20 protein-coding genes are annotated in these 19,673 nt (G+C 71.0%); 8 read left to right on the top strand and 12 right to left on the bottom strand.

Annotated features, from left to right (window positions below; all coding sequences use genetic code 11):
* Positions 1 to 6: 6 nt before the first annotated feature.
* Entirely contained in the window at positions 7 to 1,695 is a 1,689-nt protein-coding gene (oleC, locus tag IE168_RS10545) for an olefin beta-lactone synthetase (RefSeq protein ID WP_189498048.1), read from the bottom strand.
* A 116-nt stretch (positions 1,696 to 1,811) separates the two neighbouring features.
* Between oleC and IE168_RS10540 the strand changes: the two genes are divergently transcribed.
* Complete coding sequence (locus tag IE168_RS10540) at positions 1,812 to 2,486, top strand: TenA family protein (RefSeq protein WP_189498046.1); 675 nt, start codon at positions 1,812 to 1,814, stop codon at positions 2,484 to 2,486.
* Positions 2,487 to 2,671: 185 nt separating this feature from the next.
* Positions 2,672 to 3,124 (top strand): YkgJ family cysteine cluster protein, encoded by a 453-nt coding sequence (locus tag IE168_RS10535; protein WP_189498044.1) that lies wholly within the window; start codon positions 2,672 to 2,674, stop codon positions 3,122 to 3,124.
* Between the two features lie 147 nt (positions 3,125 to 3,271).
* On the opposite strand, the gene IE168_RS10530 is transcribed toward IE168_RS10535, so the two are convergent.
* Positions 3,272 to 4,189, bottom strand: coding sequence for an alpha/beta fold hydrolase (locus IE168_RS10530; RefSeq protein WP_189498042.1), 918 nt, complete (start codon positions 4,187 to 4,189; stop codon positions 3,272 to 3,274).
* A gap of 125 nt (positions 4,190 to 4,314) precedes the next feature.
* On the opposite strand from IE168_RS10530, the gene IE168_RS10525 reads away from it, so the two are divergent.
* On the top strand, positions 4,315 to 5,052 hold the full coding sequence (locus IE168_RS10525; protein WP_189498040.1) for a UPF0149 family protein: 738 nt from the start codon (positions 4,315 to 4,317) through the stop codon (positions 5,050 to 5,052).
* Positions 5,053 to 5,084: 32 nt separating this feature from the next.
* Positions 5,085 to 6,113, top strand: coding sequence for an alpha/beta fold hydrolase (locus IE168_RS10520; RefSeq protein WP_229823409.1), 1,029 nt, complete (start codon positions 5,085 to 5,087; stop codon positions 6,111 to 6,113).
* A gap of 113 nt (positions 6,114 to 6,226) precedes the next feature.
* On the opposite strand, the gene IE168_RS10515 is transcribed toward IE168_RS10520, so the two are convergent.
* The 5 genes from IE168_RS10515 to IE168_RS10495 all read right to left on the bottom strand — a co-directional run bounded on the left by IE168_RS10515 (position 6,227) and on the right by IE168_RS10495 (position 13,001).
* Positions 6,227 to 7,387: a Fic family protein gene (locus IE168_RS10515; RefSeq protein ID WP_189498038.1), complete on the bottom strand. Its 1,161-nt coding sequence runs from the start codon at positions 7,385 to 7,387 to the stop codon at positions 6,227 to 6,229.
* 136 nt (positions 7,388 to 7,523) lie between these two features.
* The gene (locus IE168_RS10510) at positions 7,524 to 8,315 is read right to left on the bottom strand and encodes a TSUP family transporter (RefSeq protein WP_189498036.1); all 792 of its coding nucleotides are present in this window, start codon (positions 8,313 to 8,315) and stop codon (positions 7,524 to 7,526) included.
* Between the two features lie 141 nt (positions 8,316 to 8,456).
* A complete protein-coding gene (locus IE168_RS10505) occupies positions 8,457 to 9,473 on the bottom strand; it encodes a 3-oxoacyl-ACP synthase III (RefSeq protein ID WP_189498034.1) in 1,017 nt (338 codons plus the stop codon).
* 102 nt (positions 9,474 to 9,575) lie between these two features.
* The gene (locus IE168_RS10500) at positions 9,576 to 9,884 is read right to left on the bottom strand and encodes a DUF4156 domain-containing protein (RefSeq protein ID WP_189498032.1); all 309 of its coding nucleotides are present in this window, start codon (positions 9,882 to 9,884) and stop codon (positions 9,576 to 9,578) included.
* 252 nt (positions 9,885 to 10,136) lie between these two features.
* Positions 10,137 to 13,001 carry a M16 family metallopeptidase gene (locus tag IE168_RS10495; RefSeq protein WP_189498030.1) on the bottom strand — a complete coding sequence of 955 codons (2,865 nt, stop codon included), beginning with the start codon at positions 12,999 to 13,001 and terminating at the stop codon, positions 10,137 to 10,139.
* A gap of 114 nt (positions 13,002 to 13,115) precedes the next feature.
* On the opposite strand from IE168_RS10495, the gene IE168_RS10490 reads away from it, so the two are divergent.
* The 3 genes from IE168_RS10490 (at position 13,116) to IE168_RS10480 (ending at position 15,121) form a co-directional block, all read left to right on the top strand.
* Positions 13,116 to 13,829, top strand: coding sequence for an SDR family oxidoreductase (locus IE168_RS10490; protein WP_189498028.1), 714 nt, complete (start codon positions 13,116 to 13,118; stop codon positions 13,827 to 13,829).
* A gap of 49 nt (positions 13,830 to 13,878) precedes the next feature.
* Complete coding sequence (locus tag IE168_RS10485) at positions 13,879 to 14,343, top strand: tRNA (cytidine(34)-2'-O)-methyltransferase (protein WP_189498026.1); 465 nt, start codon at positions 13,879 to 13,881, stop codon at positions 14,341 to 14,343.
* A gap of 211 nt (positions 14,344 to 14,554) precedes the next feature.
* Complete coding sequence (locus tag IE168_RS10480) at positions 14,555 to 15,121, top strand: porin (RefSeq protein WP_189498023.1); 567 nt, start codon at positions 14,555 to 14,557, stop codon at positions 15,119 to 15,121.
* 613 nt (positions 15,122 to 15,734) lie between these two features.
* Here the strand turns inward: IE168_RS10480 and IE168_RS10475 are convergent.
* The 5 genes from IE168_RS10475 to IE168_RS10455 form a co-directional block, all read right to left on the bottom strand.
* Positions 15,735 to 16,763, bottom strand: coding sequence for an NAD(P)H-dependent glycerol-3-phosphate dehydrogenase (locus tag IE168_RS10475; protein WP_189498194.1), 1,029 nt, complete (start codon positions 16,761 to 16,763; stop codon positions 15,735 to 15,737).
* Between the two features lie 18 nt (positions 16,764 to 16,781).
* Positions 16,782 to 17,312 carry a protein-export chaperone SecB gene (secB, locus tag IE168_RS10470; protein WP_189498022.1) on the bottom strand — a complete coding sequence of 177 codons (531 nt, stop codon included), beginning with the start codon at positions 17,310 to 17,312 and terminating at the stop codon, positions 16,782 to 16,784.
* A 58-nt stretch (positions 17,313 to 17,370) separates the two neighbouring features.
* Positions 17,371 to 17,811 carry a rhodanese-like domain-containing protein gene (locus IE168_RS10465; RefSeq protein WP_189498020.1) on the bottom strand — a complete coding sequence of 147 codons (441 nt, stop codon included), beginning with the start codon at positions 17,809 to 17,811 and terminating at the stop codon, positions 17,371 to 17,373.
* A gap of 70 nt (positions 17,812 to 17,881) precedes the next feature.
* Positions 17,882 to 18,313 (bottom strand): hypothetical protein, encoded by a 432-nt coding sequence (locus IE168_RS10460; protein WP_229823406.1) that lies wholly within the window; start codon positions 18,311 to 18,313, stop codon positions 17,882 to 17,884.
* Positions 18,314 to 18,344: 31 nt separating this feature from the next.
* Positions 18,345 to 18,809: a YiiD C-terminal domain-containing protein gene (locus IE168_RS10455; RefSeq protein WP_189498018.1), complete on the bottom strand. Its 465-nt coding sequence runs from the start codon at positions 18,807 to 18,809 to the stop codon at positions 18,345 to 18,347.
* 69 nt (positions 18,810 to 18,878) lie between these two features.
* Here IE168_RS10455 and IE168_RS10450 point away from each other — a divergent pair, with 69 nt between their 5' ends.
* Entirely contained in the window at positions 18,879 to 19,655 is a 777-nt protein-coding gene (locus IE168_RS10450) for a uroporphyrinogen-III synthase (RefSeq protein WP_189498016.1), read from the top strand.
* Positions 19,656 to 19,673 lie beyond the last annotated feature (18 nt).

The raw sequence follows: 19,673 nt of genomic DNA, 5'->3' as shown, positions 1-19,673 counted from the left end.
CTGCCGTCAGTCCGGCGCGGTCGCCGGTTCGAAAGCCCTGCCGGCGCGGAGTTCGCGCGCGGCCCAGACGGCCAGCTTCTCGCGGCCGATCTTCGCATTGTGGCGGATGTCGACCGGGAACGCGGGGTGGAAGGCGAAGGTGTCGACGTGCGCGGTGTGCACGAAGCCTTCGCCGAGGTGGCGCAGCTCGTCGGCGATGCGCGCGCGCTCGGCCTTCGCGATGCCGGCGTTCAACTCCACGCACAGCAGCGGCCGCTGGGCGCCACGCTCGCCGATGCCGACCAGCGCCGTGCGGCGGACTTCGGGATGGGTATCGAACACCGGCTCGACCTGTTCGGTGCACAGCGTGCGCGCCGCGGTGACCACGCGCTGCGACTTGCGCCCGCAGAACCAGAGGCGGCCTTCGGCGTCGACATAGCCGAGGTCGCCCATGCGGTGGACGATGCGGCGGGCGCCTTCGCCACCGGCCGCCGCCGGCTGCGTTTCCGCGATCTTCGCCAGCCGCGTCTGCGCCTCGCGCCTGAAATAGGTGTCGGTGGCGCTGGGCCCGGCCACGGTGATCTCGCCGACCTGGCCGGGCTTCACCAGCAGCGCATCGGACCATTCGGGAATCGCCTCGTCGGTGATCCGGATGATGCGGACCTCGTTCGGCGGCACCGGGCGGCCGACGCAGGTACCGGCGCCGGTCGCGGTGCGCTCGCGCAGGGTCACCAGCTCGCGGCCCTCGATCACCGCCACAGGCAGGCACTCGGTGGCGCCGTAGGGCGTCCAGAACCCGGCGTCGGCAGGCAGGAGCATGCGCATCTTCGCCACCACGTCGGCTGGCACCGGCGCGCCGGCCGAGGTCACGCGGGCGACGGTCGACAGCGGCTGGCCATGGTCGGCCAGGACCCGCATCAGCGCCGGCGAGCCGAACAGCTGGGTCACGCCGAAGCGCTCGATGGCGGCGTGCAGCTTGCGCGGATCGGCCTTCGCCGGCCGCGTGGGATCCATGTCGGGGATGATCGAGGTCATGCCCAGCGCCGGATCGAACAGCGCGAACGGCGGGAAGGTCGGCAGGTCGACGCCGCCGTCGGCGGTGATGCCGAGCGCCTCGCGCAGCATGTCGACCTGGGCGACGAAGTGGCGGTGGCGGTAGACCACGCCCTTGGGTACGCCGGTGGAGCCGCTGGTGAACAGGATTCCGGCGACGTCGTCGGGCGCGGTGGCGGTGAGCTGCGGGCCTGCGCCCTGCCCCTCGCGCTCGATTTCGGCCAGGGTGGCATCGGCGAACAGCGCGCGGCGGGTGCCGATGCGCAGCCGCGCCGACTTCGCCCAGCCCAGCAGCACGCGCGCGAACATCGCCAGCGGCACGCCGATGAAGGCGTCCGGCCGCGCCTCGTCCAGGCACTGCTTCAGCGCGCGCTTGTCGATGCCCGGGTCCACCAGCACCGGCACCGCGCCGGCCTTGAACAGCGCGAACATCAGCAGGAAGAACTCCGGCGTCGGCCGCACCATCACCACCGAGCGGCTGCCGCGGCCGATGCCGCGCTTCGCAAGGCCGGCGGCGATGGCATCGCTGCGGCGGTCGAGTTCGCGGTAGCTGATCGCCACGTCGTAGCGGCCATCGCGGCCGGGGCAGCGCATGGCGATCCGCTCGGGCACCTCGGCGGCCATGCGCGGCAGGGCCGCGGCGATGTTGCAGGCGTCGGTCATGCCTGGATTATCGCCCGTCAGCCGCGTCGGGTTCATGCCGCGACCCTGGCCGCGTCCGCGGCGATGGCCGACAATCGCCGGCCCCCGCGGCTGGCGCCGCGCTCCGGAGTCCGTCCATGTCACTGCTCGAGCGCCTGAAGTCCGCCGCCCCCGAGGACTGGAACGCCTACGTCGACCACGCCTTCGTCCGCGGCCTAGGCGATGGCAGCCTGCCGCAGGCCGCGTTCCGGAACTACCTGGTGCAGGACTACCTGTTCCTGATCCAGTTCGCGCGCGCGCATGCGCTGGCCGCATACAAGAGCCGCACCCTGGCCGACATGCAGGCCGCGCGCGGCGGCCTGGCCGCGATCCTGGACGAAATGGGCCTGCACCTGCGCGTCTGCGAGCGCTGGGGCCTGTCGGCCGCCGACGTCGAAGCCACCGAAGAACAGCAGGCCACCGTGGCCTACACCCGCTACGTGCTGGACGTCGGCATGTCCGGCGACCTGCTCGACCTGCAGGTGGCGCTGATCCCCTGCACCCTGGGCTACGCCGAGATCGGACGCAGGCTCGCGCCCGACGGCATCGATGCGGTCCGCGCCGACCATCCCTACCGCGACTGGATCGCGGAGTATTCCGGCGACGCCTTCCAGCAGGCCGGCAAGGCTGCGCACGACTGGCTGGAGGACCTGGGGCGCCGCTACGGCAGCGACGCCCGCTTCGGCGAGCTGGTCGGCATCTTCGGCAAGGCCGCCCGCCTCGAGGCGGACTTCTGGCAGCAGGGCCTGGAGGCGGCGCGCGCTGGTGCCTGAGTCCAGGGGGTCGCAGCTGTAGCTGCTCCTACAGGAAGCCGGGAAGCGACCAGCGCGGACGGCACCAGGCACATGGGTTGGGCGAGGTGTCGCCGCTGCCGAGCGGCACCGGCGAACGTCCTCCCCTTGCACACCACCGCGGCTTGCCGAAGAATTCCGCGCCCGCCGCCCCGCGAATCGCCCGCGTGCCCCATCCCTGCCTCAGCTGCGGCGCCTGCTGCGCCCACTACCGCGTCAGCTTCCACTGGTCCGAAGCCGAGCCCGCGCTGGGCGGCCTGGTGCCCGCGGAGCTGACCGTCCCGCTGCGCAGCCACGAACGCGCCATGCACGGCACCGAAGGCGGCGGCGATCCGCGCTGCGTGGCCCTGGATGCGGACATCGGCCGATATTCGCGCTGCAGCATCCACCCGGTGCGTCCGCAGGCCTGCCGCGACGTGGCGGCCTCCTGGGAATCCGGCCAGCCCAGCCGCCAGTGCGACCAGGCCCGCCTCGCCCACGGCCTGCCGCCGCTGACCCCGGCCGACTGGATCTGGCGCGAAGCCGCGGCCAACGACCGCGACGGCAATCCCGACGGCAGCGACAACCCCAACGACCGCGGCACCCCGCCGCCCGCGCTGCCGCCGCCGATCGCGGCCTGATCGCCGTCTGATGGCCGTCTGACCGACGCCCCCTGACCCGCGCCACCCGACCCCGCCACCCTCCTGTAGGAGCAGCTATAGCTGCGACCAGATGCCCCGGGTCGCAGCTATAGCTGCTCCTACAAGAGGGGCAGGGGCGGGGAGGCTTCAGGGGCTGGGGGACGGAATGGGATTGCGGTCGAGGAAGTCGCGGATCGCGGGCACCAGCACCTCGTGCCTGTCCTCCAGCACGTAGTGCCCGGCATCGTCGAACGCCATGACCTCGGCACCCGGCAGTTCGGCCTGGAAGCGCTCGAGGAAGTGATGGTCGAACACGAAGTCCTTCAGCCCCCAGCCGATAAAGGCCGGCAGGCCCGCGTACTCGTGCAGCCGCCGGCCGGATTCCTCCAGCAGCGGCCACGCCCGGTCCTTCGGCGACAGCGGGATGTCCTGCATGAAGCGCACCGTGGAAATACGGTTCTTCCAGCTGTCGTAGGGCGCCACGTAGGCGCGGCGCACCGCGGCCGGCATCCTGCGCTCCACGCCCAGCCACGACGCGCCGGACGAGAACGCGTTGAAGCCGCGGATCACCATCTCGCCGATGGTGTAGTCGCGGCCCAGCGCGATCTGCCAGGGCATAGCCTTGGCCTCGGGCATCGGGAAGGCCGCGGTGTTGAGCACCACCAGCCGCTGCACCTGCGCCTGGTGCGACAGCGCCCAGCCGAAGCCGATCATCCCGCCCCAGTCGTGCACCGCCAGCGTCACCGGGCCGTCGATGCCCAGGTGCTCGAGCAGCGCGGAGAGGTCATCGACCCGTGACTGCAGGGTGTAGTCGTAGCGCGGGATCGCGTCGGGCGCGTCGTCGGGCTTGTCGGAAAGCCCCATGCCGACGTGGTCCGGCACGATGCAGCGGTAGCGGTCCGAGAGGCCGGCCACCAGCGTGCGCCAGTAATAGCTCCACGACGGATTGCCGTGGACCATGACCACGACCTCGCCATCGCGCGGGCCTTCGTCGAGATAGCTCAGCTCGATGCCGGGGCGGACCTGGAAGCGGTGGCGGGTGGCGGGATAGCCCGGAAACTGCATCGTGGACACCTTGGCGGACGGCGGCCGCCATTGTAGGCCGCGGTCGCCGGGGGCTGATGCCCGATGCGTCCCGGGCGCGCGAAGGGGCGACTACCATGCACGTTCACTTCCCGCACCCGACGTCCATGTCCCCATCCCACGCCAAGACGTATCTCGACGAAGCCGACATCGAGCGCCTGTCCGACCTCCTCGACCGGCGCGCCGTGCCATTCAAGGGCTTCAACCTCGAAGCGCTGGACGGCTTCCTGACCGCGCTGGCGGTCTCGCCTTCGGCCGTGCCGCCGGAGGAATGGCAGCCCGTGGTCTGGGGCGGCAAGGCGCCGACCTGGGACGACGCCGCCGAGGCGGACGAGGTCCAGCAGCTGCTGCTTGGCCACCTGAACATGTGCACCGCGCGCGTGCGCTACGACGAAGGCGACCTGCCCGACCACCTGGCGCCGCTGATGTGGCTGCCCGAGGACCCCGAGCTGACCGGCGAGGACGCGCTGCACGAAGACGAACTCGACGTCGGCGCCGACTGGGCCCAGGGCTTCTTCTCCGCGGTGATGCTGCGCGAAGCCGAGTGGGATGCATGGCTGGATGGACACGAGTGGATCGAGGACATCTTCGACGGCCTGGACCGGCTGGCCAGCGGCGAAGCCATCAATCCCGAGGACCCCACCGCCGAAGCGATGCCCGTCGGCTACCGCGAACGCCTGGGCATCGTCATCGACATCCCCGGGATGATGGCCGACCTCAACCACCACCGGGTGGAGGCGCTGACCCCGCGCACGCCGATCCGCCGCGACGCGGCACCGGAGCGCAACGCCTCCTGCCCCTGCGGCAGCGGGAAGAAGTACAAGAAGTGCTGCGGGACGCACTGACGCCCGGTAGCGCCATCGACCAGGAGAAGGACATGGGCAAGCGGGTCCGGATGAGCAGCGCGGTGATCCTGATCGCCAGTCTCCTCGGTACGGTCGGCATCGCCGCCGCCGCGACGGCTGACGACGCCGCGGGCTACGGCCCGCGGCTGGAAGGCTTCGACTACCCGCATCCGGTGCGCACGCACGCGTTCGCGTCGCAGCGCCAGCAGGTGGAGATGGCCTACCTCGACGTGCCGCCGACCGGCGAGGCCAACGGCCGCACCGCGCTGCTGCTGCATGGCAAGAACTTCTGCGCCGCCACCTGGGAGCAGACCATCGCCGCGCTGGCGGACGCCGGCTACCGCGTGATCGCGCCCGACCAGATCGGCTTCTGCAAATCCAGCAAGCCCGACGGCTACCAGTACGCGCTCGCGGGCCTGGCGCACAACACCCGCGGCCTGCTCGCATCGCTCGGGATCGAGCGCAGCGTGGTGGTCGGCCACTCCATGGGCGGGATGCTGGCGATGCGCTACGCGCTGATGTATCCAGACACCGTCGAACACCTGGCCCTCGTCGGCCCCATCGGCCTGGAGGACTGGAAGGCGGAGGGCGTGCCCTACCAGCCGGTGGAGCAGGTCTACGCATCGGAACTGCGCACGAGCTACGACAGCATCCGCGACTACCAGACCACGGTGTATTACGCAGGCGAATGGCGCCCGGAGTTCGAGCGCTGGGCGAGGATGCAGGCCGGCATGTACGCGGGCCCGGGCCGCGAGGTCGTCGCATGGCACCAGGCGCTGACGTTCGACATGCTGATGGGGCAACCGGTGGTGTACGAGCTTCCGTTGCTGCGGGTTCCGACGACGCTGTTCATCGGGGTGCATGACCGGACCGCGCTGGGCAAGGGCGCGGCGGCGCCGGAGGTGCAGGCGAAGCTTGGGGATTACCGGGCGCTGGGACGTCGGGCCGCGGAAGAAATCCCCGGCGCCGTGCTGGTGGAGTACGAGGATCTGGGGCATTCGCCGCATATCCAGGACCCGGCGCGGTTCCATCGGGATTTGCTGCGGGAGCTTTCGCGTTGAGCAGTAGCATGCGACGGGTTCAAGCAGAGCCTCGGACCAGCGTTATCATCTGCATGGCCCAACGATGCGCAAACGCCCAAGGCACGGGCCCTACAGGCTGACCTTGACGTTGCTCACAGCGGTTGCGCGCCTTCGCTGAGGATGTCGAGATAGGGCTGGTAGGCAAAGATCCTGTAGCGCTGCTTCCCGGTGATCTCGCGGATCACGCCCTGTGCCTGCATCGCGTCCAGCCCTCGGGCGATCGCCGGTTTCGACAGACCGGTTTCCTGCAACAGCCGCGCCGTTGTCCTCAGGGGATTGCGCGTGAACGCTTCATGCAGCTGCAACGCGGTGCCGGCGATGCGGCCGGCACCGCGGAGACGGTCGCGATCGTCCTGGAACAGGCGCAGCAGCCGTTGCGCCGTATCCACGGCCTGGCCCGAGGTCGCGGCCACGCCATCGAAGAAGAAACCGAGCCACCCTTCCCAGTCACCCTGCGTCCTGACGGCGTCCAGTCGCTGGTAGTACTCCTCACGACGGGATTTGAAATAGAGGCTGAGATAGAGGGAGGGCTCCTCCAGCAGTCCGGCATCGAAGAGCATCAGCACGATCAACAAACGCCCAAGCCGGCCGTTGCCGTCCAGGAAGGGATGGATCGTCTCGAACTGCACGTGCGCAAGGGCAGCGCGCGCCAGCGGTGATATGCCGTCCTCGGTCGCGTGCAGGAACCGTTCCAGCTCGCCAAGGCATGTGTCGAGATGATTGGCGGGCGGGGGCACGAATTGCGCGCGGTCCGGGCTGGGTCCTCCCAGCCACACCTGCGTGCGCCGGAACTGTCCGGGCGCCTTTCCTGCCCCGCGCCCACGACGGAGCAGGTGCTCGTGCATCTCCAGCAGCAGGCGCAGGGACAGCGGGAAACCATCGCGCACGCGCTGCAACGCATGTTCCAGGGCATCGATGTAATTCGAAACTTCGCGCACATCGTCGAGCGGTACGCCCGGCGCTTCATCCAACTCGAACAGCAGCAGGTCCGACAGCGAGGATTGCGTGCCCTCGATCTGCGAGGACAGGAGGGCTTCCTTGCGCACGTACTGGTAAAGGAACAGTCGTGCGTCCGGGAGGATGCGCGTGATGCCTTTGAGCTCGCCCAGCGCCACCAGGGCCTTGTCGCGCAGGTTGGCCAGATCGTGGTTGAGCTGGAGCGGTGGATCGGGCGGCAAGGGCGCAGGTACGAATGCCTGGTACGACTGCCCATTCAGTGTGCTGGTGACGTAATGCCCGGTCTTCCTGACCATGGAGCCCTCCAGGGAACTGATAGTCGCTGAATCGTTACTTAGATCAACATCTGTTGTCAAAGTGACTCGCAGCGTTACTTAGCCGGACGCGGATCCGGCTAGGTAACGGTTGGCCGGAATCCGGCACAAACCGCCCTCAGCCCACCAGCCCCCTCACCCACCCCACCAGCGGATTCCCCGGCTCCATCAGCAGCTTCGCCGTCAGCGCCAGCGACATCACCACCAGCAACGGCCGGATCAGGCGGGCGCCGGCCTTGCCAAGCGCCAGGTGCGCACCCAACTGGCCGCCGGCAATGCTCGCCACCGCCATCACCAGGCCCACCGTCCACAGCACCTGGCCGCCGATGACCAGGGTCGCCAGGGCCGCGATGTTGCTCGACAGGTTCAGCAGCTTGGTATGCGCCGTGGCCGACACCAGGCCGAAGCCGAACAGCGCCACCAGCATGGTCGCCATGAACGAGCCGGTGCCGGGGCCGAAGAAGCCATCGTAGAAACCCAGCGCGAACATGATCGTGACCAGCGCCGCCTGCCCCAGGCGCGCGTGGCGTTCGGCTTCGCTGGCCTTCGGGCCCAGCAGGAAGTAGGACGCCATCGCCACCAGCAGTACCGGCACCAGGCCGGCCAGGAACGAGGGATCCACCAGCTGGATTGCGATCGCGCCGCCCACCGAGCCGGCGAACGCGCCCACCGCGGGCCACAGGAAGCGCCGGAAGTCGATGCGCCCCTGGCGCGCGAACGCCAGCACGGCGCTGGTGGTGCCGAAGCTCGATTGCAGCTTGTTGGTGGCGATGGCCTGCACCGGCGGGATGCCGGCAGCCATCAGCGCGGGGATGGTGATCAGCCCGCCGCCGCCGGCCAGCGCGTCGATGGTGCCGGCGACGAACGCCGCCAGCGCCAGCAGGGCGAAGACCTCGAAACCGAATTCCATGGCAGACCTTGGCCTCTCCGACGCAGTGATGGCCGGCGCCACCCCCATGCCGCGGTGCCAGTCGATGCGGCGCACGCGCGCCCCTGAAACGACGCGGGGCCGGACAGGCCGGCCCCGGTCACGCTGCGATGTGGCCCGGACTTACCAGACCACCTCGGCCATCGAGCAGTTCAGCCCCGATCCGATGCCCAGCAGCGCGATGCGGTTGCCCTTCTTCAGGCGGCCCTCCTCGCGCAGCTTCGACAGCACGATCGGCACCGAGGCCGGGCCGATGTTGCCGTGCTCGCCGAAGATGGTCATGACCTTCTTCGGGTCGATGCCCATGGCCTTGGTGAAGGCCGCGGTGTGCACCTTGCTGACCTGGTGGATCACGAACTCGTCGAGCTCGCTCGCCACCCAGCCCAGCTTCTGCTTGGCGACCTCGAAGGTCTTGGTGGCGAGCTTGATGCCCTCGATCAGCAGCAGGCGGGTGTCGGTGATCATGCCGTCGAGGTTGCCGCGGCAGAGCTTGTTCCACTCGGTGGCCGCGCGGGTCACGCCGCCCCTGTAGCGCGGAGCGCCGGGGGCGAGTTCGGCGCGGGCCAGCACCATGGCGGCGGCGCCGGAGCCCAGCGTGAGCGTGGCCAGCTCGTTGCGGAAGTCCTCGTCGGTGACGTCGGCGCGGGTCATGCGCTCGATGGTCTTCTCGTAGGCGAGGTCGGCGGTCTCGCCGTCCACCACCAGGGCGTAGTCGATCTCGCCGCGCTCGATCATGCGGCTGGCGATGTCCATGCCGTTGATGAAGGCGAGGCACGCGTTGGCGACGTCGAAGTTCTGGCAGGTGTCGGGCAGGCCCAGGTTGCCGCTGACGATCGAGGCCGTGGACGGCTCGAGGTAGTCGCGGCTGACCGAGGTGTTGACCAGCAGGCCGACCTTGTCCGGGTCGATGCCGGCGTCGGCCAGCGCCTTGACGCCTGCGAGGGTGGCGGCATCGGAGGCCTGCATGTCGCCGTCCCACAGCCGGCGGGCGTGGATGCCGGCGATGTCCTTGAGGACATCGGTCTTGATGCCGAGGCGGTCGAGCGTCGGCTTCAGGCGGGCGTTGATCTCGTCCGAGGACAGGCGACGCGGGGCGTCGATGTGGGCGAGGCCGGCGATGGCTACGTGCTGGAACAACATGGGCGTGCCGCCAGTAACAGGAACAAAAGATTTCCTAGGGTACCGGCTTCGGCCCCGGCGCGCACTTTTCCGGGGCCGGAGGCCCTTTCCGGGGGCCTGGGCTCAGCCGCCGCAGCGCCAGGCGGCCCAGCGCTGCGCCCCGCGCAGCGGATCGCCCAGCGCGTGGATGGTGTCGGCGCCCAGGCCGGGGGCTTCGTTGCGGGCCAGTGTTTCCAGCTCCTCGCGCACCCGCAGCGGGTTGCGGTCGATGAAGGCGATGCTGTGCTTCACCGCCACCTCCACTTCCCCGCGCTTCTCGCAGCCGGCCGGCGGCGAGGCCGCCACCCGCACCGAGGACGCACCGGGCGCCATGTGCACCCAGGTGCAGGCGGACAGCGTGGCGAGCAGGGGAATCAGCAGCAGTGGACGCATGGATCAGCTCCGTGGCGAATACCCGATTGTGCCAAGAATCACCCCGCCGCTCCCCATCCCCTCTGTCCTGTCCTGCCCTGTCCTGCCCTGCCCTGCCCTGCCCTGACCTGTAGGAGCAGCTACAGCTGCGACCCGGTGTGCGAGCCCGGTTCAGGATTCGCGGGTTTGCGGGTTTGCGGGTCGCAGCTGTAGCTGCTCCTACAGGTCAGGGCAGTGCAGGGGAGGCGGAGGGGAGGAGGAGATGACGGAGGCTCAGCGCGCGACGGGCTGACCGTCGGCGTCGAGGATGGTCACTTCGCCCAGCCCCAGCGCGCGCACCGGGGCCTCGATCTGCGACAGGTCGCCGACCACCACCCAGGTCAGGGCGTCCGGATCGAGGGCCTTCGCGGCCGCGGCCACCTGCGCCGGGGTCATGGCCTCGATCTCGGCCTTGCGGCGCGCCACGTAGTCGTCCGGGCGCCCGTACATCACGTTGCCGGCGATGGTGGACGCCACCGACGCCGCGGTCTCGTAGGCGCCGGGCAGGCTCAGGGTGTTGATCGCGCGGATGCGGTCGACCTCTTCGGCCGTCGGCGGCGCCTCGCCGCCGGCAAACGCGGCGATCTCGCGCTGCATCTCGGCCATGGCGTCGGCCGTGCGGTCGATCTGCACCGGCGCCGAGGCCAGCCACGGGCGTTGGCCCAGGGCACCGGACGCGCCGCTGCGCGCGCCGTAGGACCAGTGCTTGTCCTCGCGCAGGTTCATGTTGAGCCGCGCGGTGAAGTCGCCGCCGATCACGCCGTTGGCGATGTCCAGGCGCACCGCGCCGGCATCGGTGCTCGGCGGCACCAGCAGGCCGGCGTAGATGTTGGCCTGCACCGCGCCGGGCTGGTCGATCAGGAACACGCGCGCCTTCGCGGGGCGCGCCACCTCCGGGATCGCCGCGGCGGCGGCCGGCACCGTGCCGCTGCCGCGCCAGTCGCCGAGATGCTTCTCCAGCACCGGCACGAGCTCGCCCAGGGTGGTGTCGCCGACCACGACCAGGGTCGCGCCCTCGGGACGGACGCTGGCCCGGTGGAAGGCCACGAGGTCGTCGCGATCGAGCGCCGCGATCGAGGCCTCGGTGCCGCTGCCGGTGAACGGCATCGCATAGGGGTGGCCCTCGCCGTACAGCAGCGGCGGCAGCACGCGCAGCGCCGCGGTCTGCGGCCGCGCCTTCTCCTGGGCGATGTTGGCGATCCAGGTCGCGCGCACGCGCTCGATCTCGGAGGCCGCGAAGTCCGGCCGGCGCAGCATGTCGGCGAACAGCGCCACCGACGCGTCGAGCCGGTCGCTCAGCGCCGACAGCCAGGCGGTGCCGGCATCCAGTGACGCGCCCGCGCCCAGCTGCGCACCCAGCGCTTCGGCGCGCTCGGCGAACTCCAGCGGGCCGACGCCGGCGGCACCCTCGTCGAGCATGCCCATCGCGAAGCTGGCGGTGCCCATGCGGCCTTCGCCGTCCGCGCTGTAGCCCGCGCCCGGGAACTGGTAGTCGAGCTGCACCACCGGCACGCCGCTGCGCCGCGCCAGCACCACCGTGCTGCCGTTGGACAGGGTGGCGCGCTCGACGGCCGGGAACTTGAGCTCGGGAAAGGCCTCGGGCATCGGCACGCCCTGGCTGCGGTCGACCGCGGGGGCGAGCGTGGAGTAGCGGGCATCGACCTCCGGCAGGTCCCAGGGCTGCGGGACGCCCGCGGGCTCCTCGGCCAGCGGCGTGCGTTCGCCGGGCATCACCACCAGGGTGTGCTCGCCCTTGCCCAGCCATTCGCGGCCGGTGGCCTGCAGCTCGGCGGCGGTGGCGGTGTCGATGATGCGCAGCGACTCGCGGAAGCAGCCCGGGTCGCCGGCGTACACCGCGCACTCGGCCAGCGCATCGGCCTTGCCACCGAAGCCGCCGATGCGCTCGATGCCGCGGACGAAGCCGGCGCGGAACACGGCGCGCGCGCGCTCCAGCTCTTCGGCGGTCGGGCCTTCGGCCAGCAGGCGCGTGATCTCCTCGTCGATCGCGGCCTCCACCTTCGCCGGGTCCACGCCCTGCTTGACGTTGGCGATGACCATGAAGTTCGAGCCCAGCTGCTTGCCGTAGGTGCCGGCGCTGATGCTGTCGACCAGCTGGTCGCGGTGCAGCAGGCGCGCGTCCAGGCGCGAGGAGCGGCTGCCGCCCAGCACCTGGGCCAGCAGCTGCAGGCGGTCGAGGTCCGGGTTGCCCACTTCGGCCACGTTCCACACGCGGTAGATGCGCGGCTGCGGCACCTTGTCCTCCATCATCTCGCGCGTCGATTCCGCGCGGCGCGCCACGTCCACCTCCGGCTGCGCCATGTCAGGGCCGGCAGGGATGTGGCCGAAGTACTTCGCCACCTTCTCCTTCGCGGTGGCCAGGTCGATGTCGCCGGCCAGCACCAGCACCGCGTTGTTCGGCCCGTACCAGGCGCGGAACCAGGCGTGCACGTCCTCGAGCGCGGCGGCGTCGAGGTCGTTCATCGAGCCGATCACGGTGTGGTTGTACGGATGGCCGGCCGGGTACAGGGCCTTCATGAGCCTGGTCCAGGCCTGGCCGTAGGGCTGGTTCTCGCCCTGGCGCTTCTCGTTCTGGACCACGCCGCGCTGCTCGTCCAGCGCCGCCTGCGTGACCGCGCCCAGCAGGTGGCCCATGCGGTCGGACTCCATCCACAGCGCGGTGTCGAGCGCGGTGGTGGGCACGTTCTGGAAGTAGTTGGTGCGGTCGGTGTTGGTGGTGCCGTTCTGGTCGGTCACGCCGACCTGCTTGAAGGGCGCGAAGTATTCGCCGTCATGGTTCTCGGACGCCTGGAACATCAGGTGCTCGAACAGGTGCGCGAAGCCGCTGCGCCCGGAGGGCTCGTCCTTGCTGCCGACGTGGTACCAGAGGTTCACCGCCACGATCGGCGCCTTGCGGTCGGTATGCACCACCACGCGCAGGCCGTTGGGCAGGGTGAATTCCTCGTAGGCGATGTCGACGCCGGCCTCCGCGGGTGCCGGCGGCGCCGCGGCCCAGGCCAGGGGCGCCGCCACGCCGAGGGCGGCGGCAAGCGCGATGGCGAGGACGGTGGCGCGGCGCGGTTGGGGCTTGGAGGTCGGCATGGGGCTTCCTGCGGGATCGAAACCGCCATGGTAGGCGCGCCGCGGGGCCGCCCGAGCGGGTCATTGGTCCCGGTCCGCACGGCGCCGCCACCGCGACTGGTGCATCCTCGGGGCATGGACACCCGCATCCGCACCTCGATCGTCACCGGCGCCAACCGCGGCCTGGGCCTGGAGCTGGCCCGCCGCCTGCTCGACCGCGGCGACCACGTCGTCGCCGCATGCCGCATCCCGGGCCGCGCCACCGCGCTCAACGGTCTCGCCGGCGAGCATCCCGGGCGCCTGCACGTCCTGCCGCTGGACGTGGCCGACGCCCGCTCCCGCGCGGCGTTCGCCGCCGAACTGCCGCTGGTGCTGGGCGAGGCCGGCGGCATCGACCTGCTGGTGAACAACGCCGGCGTGCTGCATTCCGGCGAACGCTTCGGACACCTGGGCGAGGCCAACCTCGAGCACAGCTTCCGGGTCAACGCGATGGGCCCGCTGCTGCTCGCGCAGGCGCTGGCGCCGCTGCTGGCCGACGGCGCCACGGTCGCCAACCTGTCCTCGCAGCTGGGTTCGATCGCCGGCTGCGGCCGCTTCGGCACCCCCAGCTACAACATCAGCAAGGCGGCGCAGAACATGGCGACCGCGCTGCTGGCGCATGCGCTGGCCGACCGCGGCATCACGGTGGTCGCGCTGCATCCAGGCTGGGTGCAGACAGAGATGGGCGGGGAGCAGGCCACCGAAAGCGTCGGCGAGTCCGCCGCCGGCCTGCTCGACGTCATCGACGGCCTCGTCGAAGGCGACAGCGGGCGCTTCCTCGACTGGCGCGGGGCCGCGCTGCCCTGGTGAGCCGGGCCGGCCGGCTATCCTTCCCGCCCGCCGCAGCCACCAGCGCCCGATGATCGACATCATCCTCCACCAGCCGGAGATCCCGCCCAACACCGGCAACGTGATCCGCCTGTGCGCCAACACCGGCGCGCGCCTGCACCTGGTGCGGCCGCTGGGCTTCGACATGGAGGACCGGCAGCTGCGGCGCGCCGGCCTCGACTACCACGAGTACGCCCGCGTCGCGGTGCACGACGGCCTGGACGCGGCGCTGGCGGCGATCGCACCGGCGCGGCTGTTCGCGCTCAGCGCGCGCGGCCAGGTGCGCTACGACCTGCCGCGCTACGCCGACGGCGACGCCTTCCTGTTCGGCTGCGAGACGCGCGGGCTGCCGGACGCGGTGCTCGACACCATCCCCGCCGGACGCCGCCTGCGGCTGCCGATGCGGCCCGGCAACCGCAGCCTCAACCTGTCGAACGCGGTGGCGGTGGTGGCGTACGAGGCCTGGCGGCAGGCGGATTTTCCCGGCGCGGGCTGAGGGCGCGTCGTCGTTGCATGCGCGACACGCAGCATCGCAAAAGGTTCCTGCACCAGACGGTTCAATATTCAGGTGGCGTTGCCTTCACGCTGGGAGAATGCTCGGACCGGCCACGGGCGGTATCCGATTTCCCCGATCGGTTCTCTCCCCTCCCCTGCCCCCGTGGCCGGTCCTCTTCCTAAAGCAAGAACGAAACAGAGGATCCCCCCTGATGAAGCGTTCCCTGATCGCCATGGCGCTGGCGGCATCGATGCCGTTCGCCGCGAATGCCGCCGAAGGCGTCACCTACAACTACCTGCAGGCCGGCTACCAGGCCACCAGCGGCGATGTCGACGCCGACGGCTACGACGTCAACGGCTCGGTCGCCTTCCACCCCAACTTCCACGTCTTCGGCGGCTTCGGCAGCCAGGAGATCGACAACACCAACCTCGACATCGACGACTACCGCATCGGCGTCGGCTACAACCTCGAGATCGCGCCGCGCACCGACCTGCTCGCACGCGTGGCCTACCAGAAGCTCGATGCCGGCCGCGTGCTCGGCCAGGAGCTGGATTTCGACGGCTGGAGCACCGAGGTCGGCGTGCGCGGCCTGCTGGCGCGCAACTTCGACGGCTACGCGCTGGTCGGCTATGAGGACTACGACGGCGGCATCGACGGTGACTTCTACGGCCGCCTGGGTGCCAACGTGGCCTTCAACGCCAACTGGGGCCTCAACGGCGACGTCAAGTTCAACGGCGACGTGACCGAGTGGTTCATCGGCCCGCGCTTCACCTGGTAACACGGGTAGTCCCCGGGTCGCGGGGCGACCTCTCTCCCCGCTCCGCGACATGACCCCGGCCGCAAGGCCGGGGTTTTCTTTTGGTTCTTCTCCCAAGTGAGGGATCGCGCGCTGCGCTGATCCCGGACGCGGCCGGCGGGAGGGTGGTCGTGCTGCGGTGCGATGCCTGCTGCCGCTCATGTCCCCCGGCTGCGGCCTGCGGCCACAGCCTCCTCCTTGACTTCCCGCCAGCAGGCATCGCACCGCAGTCCGGACGGGTGTCGGTTGCTGGAGGGAAGGTGGAAGCGGTCCACCTGCAACCACTGGAGAAAGGCGGCGGAACGTTGTTGTACGTTGCGGGTCATGCAGTGCCAACGACGCGCGGCTGCTCTTTTTGCAACGGGCCGCCAGAACCCTGCACGGCTTCGGCGCGTGGCCTGCTGACGGGAAGTCAAGGAGGAGATGCCGGCCCGGCGGGCCGGCATCGGGGGACATGAGCGGCAGCAGGCCATGCGTCGAAGCGCGGCGATGCCCCCGCCCGCGTTCTTCCCCGCAGTTGGGAGAAGAACCTTTCTTTTTTTTCCCTACCCGCGTGCAGCACAGGCGTCAGGCGTCAGGCGTCAGGCGTCAGGCGTCAGGCGATCAGCTTGCCGGCGTACTCGGCCTTCTGCTCGCGCGCGAGCAGCCGGGCCAGGCCTTCGGCCGGGGTGATGTCGCCGTGCAGCACGTCACGGACGTTGCTGGAGATCGGCAGCTCCACGCCGTGGGCGTCGGCCTGGCGCATCACCTCGTCCGCGGTCTGCACCGATTCCACCACCTGTCCGATCCCGCGCACGGCGTCGTCCAGGCTCTGGCCGCGGCCAAGCGCCAGGCCCAGGCGGCGGTTGCGCGACAGGTCGCCGGTGCAGGTCAGCACCAGGTCGCCGAGGCCGGCCAGGCCCATCAGGGTTTCCGGCTGGCCACCGATGGCGATGTTCAGGCGCAGCATCTCGTTGAGCCCGCGCGTGATCAGGCCGGCGCGGGCGTTGAGCCCCAGGCCCATGCCGTCGGCCACGCCGGTGGCCACGGCCAGCACGTTCTTCATCGCGCCGCCGAGTTCGGCGCCGCGCATGTCGCTGCCGGTATAGGCGCGGAAGGCCGGCCCGTGCAGCACGTCGGCGACCGACTGCGCGAAGCCTTCGTCATCGCCATGGACGGTGACGGCGGTCGGCATGCCGGCCGCGACCTCCTTCGCGAACGACGGCCCGGTGACCACCGCCAGCGGCACGTCGGGCCCCAGCACCTCGCCCGCGACCTCATGCAGGAAGCGGCCGGAGCCGGGCTCGAAGCCCTTGGTTGCCCAGGCCACGCCGGCGTGCGCCGGGCGCAGCGGCGCCAGCGCCTGCAGGGTGTCGGTGAACGCATGCGACGGCACCACGACCAGCACCAGGTCCGCGCCGGCCAGGGCCTCGGCCAGGCTGGTGGTCGCGCGCAGCGCCGTCGGCAGGTCGATGCCCGGCAGGTAGCGCGGATTGCCACCGCCGGCATTGACGGCATCGGCCACCGCCTGGTCGCGACCCCACAGCAGGGTCGGATGTTCGTGGCGCGCGATCAGCGCCGCGAGCGCGGTTCCCCAGGAGCCCGCACCGAGCACCGCGACCGCCGGCTTGCCCGGCGGTGCGATGGAAAGCTTCGCGGACACTCAGGCGTTGCCGCTGGTCTCGCCGCTGGCCAGGTCGACGCCCTGCGCGGACTGCTGCGCGCGCTGGCGCAGGCCTTCGGCGTACAGCGCTTCGAAGTTGATCGGCTGCAGCAGGAAGGGCGCGAAGCCACCGGCCTGGATCAGGTCGCCGACGATCTGGCGCGCGTAGGGATACAGGATGGTCGGGCAGTGGGTGCCGAGCATCGCGTCCAGCGACTGGTCGTCGAAGCCGGAGAGGTTGAACAGGCCGGCCTGCTGCACTTCGACCAGGTACACGGTCTTCTCGTCCGACAGCTTGCAGGTCAGGTTGATGCCCAGCACCACCTCGAACGAGTTGTCGGCGATGCGGGTGACCCGCTGGTTGAGGTTCATCTGCAGCTGCGGCTGGCCCTGCTCGCCGAAGGCCTGCGGGGTCTTCGGGGCCTCGAAGGAGACGTCCTTGACGTAGATCTTCTCGACGGTGAACTGCGGGCCGTTCGGCTGCTGCGCACCGGCGGCGCCGTTGGCGTTGGTGGCTTCCTGGTCGGACATCTCGTGTTGCTCCAGCGGAATTCGGGTTAAGGAGAGGATTATCGCACGGGGCCGACGGCTACTTGCCGCGCCCCTTGGCCAGCGGCAGGTCGGCCTGCTGCCACGCGCCGATGCCACCTTCGAGCACGTAGACCTTCTCGAAGCCGGCCTTGCGCAGGCGCTTGGCAGCGTCGACCGCGGTCACGCCGGTCTTGCACACGGCCACCACCGGCAGCGACTTCGCGCCGGCCAGGGCCTTGTTCTCGGGATCGAACTGGGCCATCTGCACGTTCTTCGAGCCGGGGATGTGGCCCTTCTCGAACTCGGCGGCCGGGCGCAGGTCGACCACCAGCGCGTCCTCGCGGTTCACCAGCGCGGTGAGCTCGGCCGGGCGCAGGCCCTTGAAGCCGCGGAACACGCGCATGAGCTCGGTGTAGACGATCGCCACGGTGATGCCGGCCAGGGCCAGCGACAGCATGGGGTTGCGGCCGAGGAAGGCCCACAGTTCTTCGAAGTTCACGTTGGTCGGCCATCCTGCGGCGGGCGGCGATTGTCTCCCAGTGCCGCCGGCGGCGCAAAGCGCGCGGCGGCTACTCGCCGCGCCAGAAGTCGGGCAGGCCGCCGGTGTTCCACCAGGTGCCCGCGGCCTCGTCCCAGCGCCAGGATTCGCGGTAGCGCATGCCGCGCTCGGCCATGGTGTGGCGGTTGATCACGCCGATGTCGATGTCGCGGACAGCCGTGCCGTCCGTGGCCGGCTGCACGCCGAGCTCGCGGTAATGGGACACCTGCACCTGGGCATAGCGCTCCAGCTCGACGTCGGTCAGCGGGTGCTGCTCGCGGAACTCCGGGTCGACCAGGTTCCAGGCGCCCTCGAAGTCGCCCCAGCGGATCGCCGCCGACCAGGCATACTGCGCGCGCTGCAGCGCCTCGCCCTTGCCGGTGCTGGCGCAGCCGGGCAGCAGCAGCGCGCAGGCCAGCAGCGCGAGGAGGACGAGGGCGTTGCGGGCGTGCATCGGTCGCATGTCGGGGTTCCCGGGGATGGCGGCGGCCATCCTAACCCCTGGCGATCGCGGCGTAGCCGGCGCGCAGGGTGGTGGCGATGCCGCCATCGGGCAGCGGCACGCTGGCGGCGATGCGCACGCGGGCGCGGCCGCGGCTGCGCAGCGCCTGGTCGAACGGCGCCCAGCCGCTGCCGTCGGCCAGCGCCGCGGTGGCGCGCAGGTCGGCGTAGAGCGGGGCCAGGTAGCGGATCTCGCTGTCGGCCACGAAGACGTCGGCGTCGATGCCCAGCTGGTGGCAGCGCAGGGTCACCAGGCCCCAGCCGGCCAGCGTCAGCAGCGACACCAGGCTGCCGCCGAAGGCGCAGGCCTTGTCGTTGACGTTGAGCGCCAGCGGCGCGCGCAGGGTCAGCGTGTCGGCCTCGACGTCGCGGCCGGCGATGGCGATGTCCATGGCCGCCACCGGCGGCATCGAGCGGTAGTGCGCATCCAGCGCGCGGAGTTCGTCGTCCAGTTGCATGTGTCGCGTTCCAGTGTCTTCGGGGGCCGGTGCCTTGCGGGTGCGGGCGCCAGGCACCAAGCTGGCGCGATGCCTGCGCACGCCTCCACCGGGCCGCTGTCCGGATGCTACGTGATCTCGCTGCGGCCGGTCGGCGGCCACGGCGGCGTGCGGCGTGCCGCTGCCGCGCTGGGCGCGCGCACCCTCGCGCTGTCGCCCTGGCGCATCGAGGATCTCGATGACGACGACGCACGACGCGCGCTGGAACGGTCACTGGCGGCGCCCAAGGTGGTGTTCACCAGTCCGGCCGCGGTGGCGTCCGCGCGCCGCCTGCAGGCGCTGCGGCCAGCCGATGGGCAGGCGTGGGTGGCGGTTGGCGCCGGCACCGCGCGTGCGCTGCGCCGCGCGGGCGCGGGTGATGTCGCCTCGCCGCAGCGCATGGACAGCGAGGGGCTGCTGGCGCTGCCGCAGCTGCAGGACGTCGACGGCCTCGACGTCGGCCTGGTGACCGCGCCCGGCGGTCGCGGCGTGATCGCCGCCACCCTGGCCGGGCGCGGCGCGCGGGTGCTGCGCGCCAACGTCTACGCGCGCGTGCCGGTGCCACCTTCGCCGCGCGCAATCGCGGCGCTGCGTGCGCTGGACGCGCCGGCATGGCTGCTGGCGAGCAGCGGCGAAGCGCTGGAAAGGGTGCTCACGACCCTGCCCGCCGACGCTCTGGCCGGCCTCCGCCGCGCCCGCGTGGTCGCGGCCAGCGACCGCCTCGCGGACCTGGCACGCGACCACGGCCTGCACGTGGCCGCGGTCGCCGCCAGCGCGCGCATCCCGGACATGCTCGCGGCCTGCACGGAGGCGTCCGCGACGCCCTAACATGTGCGCCCCGGCTCC

Origin of the sequence: Luteimonas padinae (assembly GCF_014652935.1) — a bacterium.
GTDB classification, from domain to species: domain Bacteria; phylum Pseudomonadota; class Gammaproteobacteria; order Xanthomonadales; family Xanthomonadaceae; genus Luteimonas; species Luteimonas padinae.
This window is presented reverse-complemented; position numbering and strand designations above follow the sequence as displayed.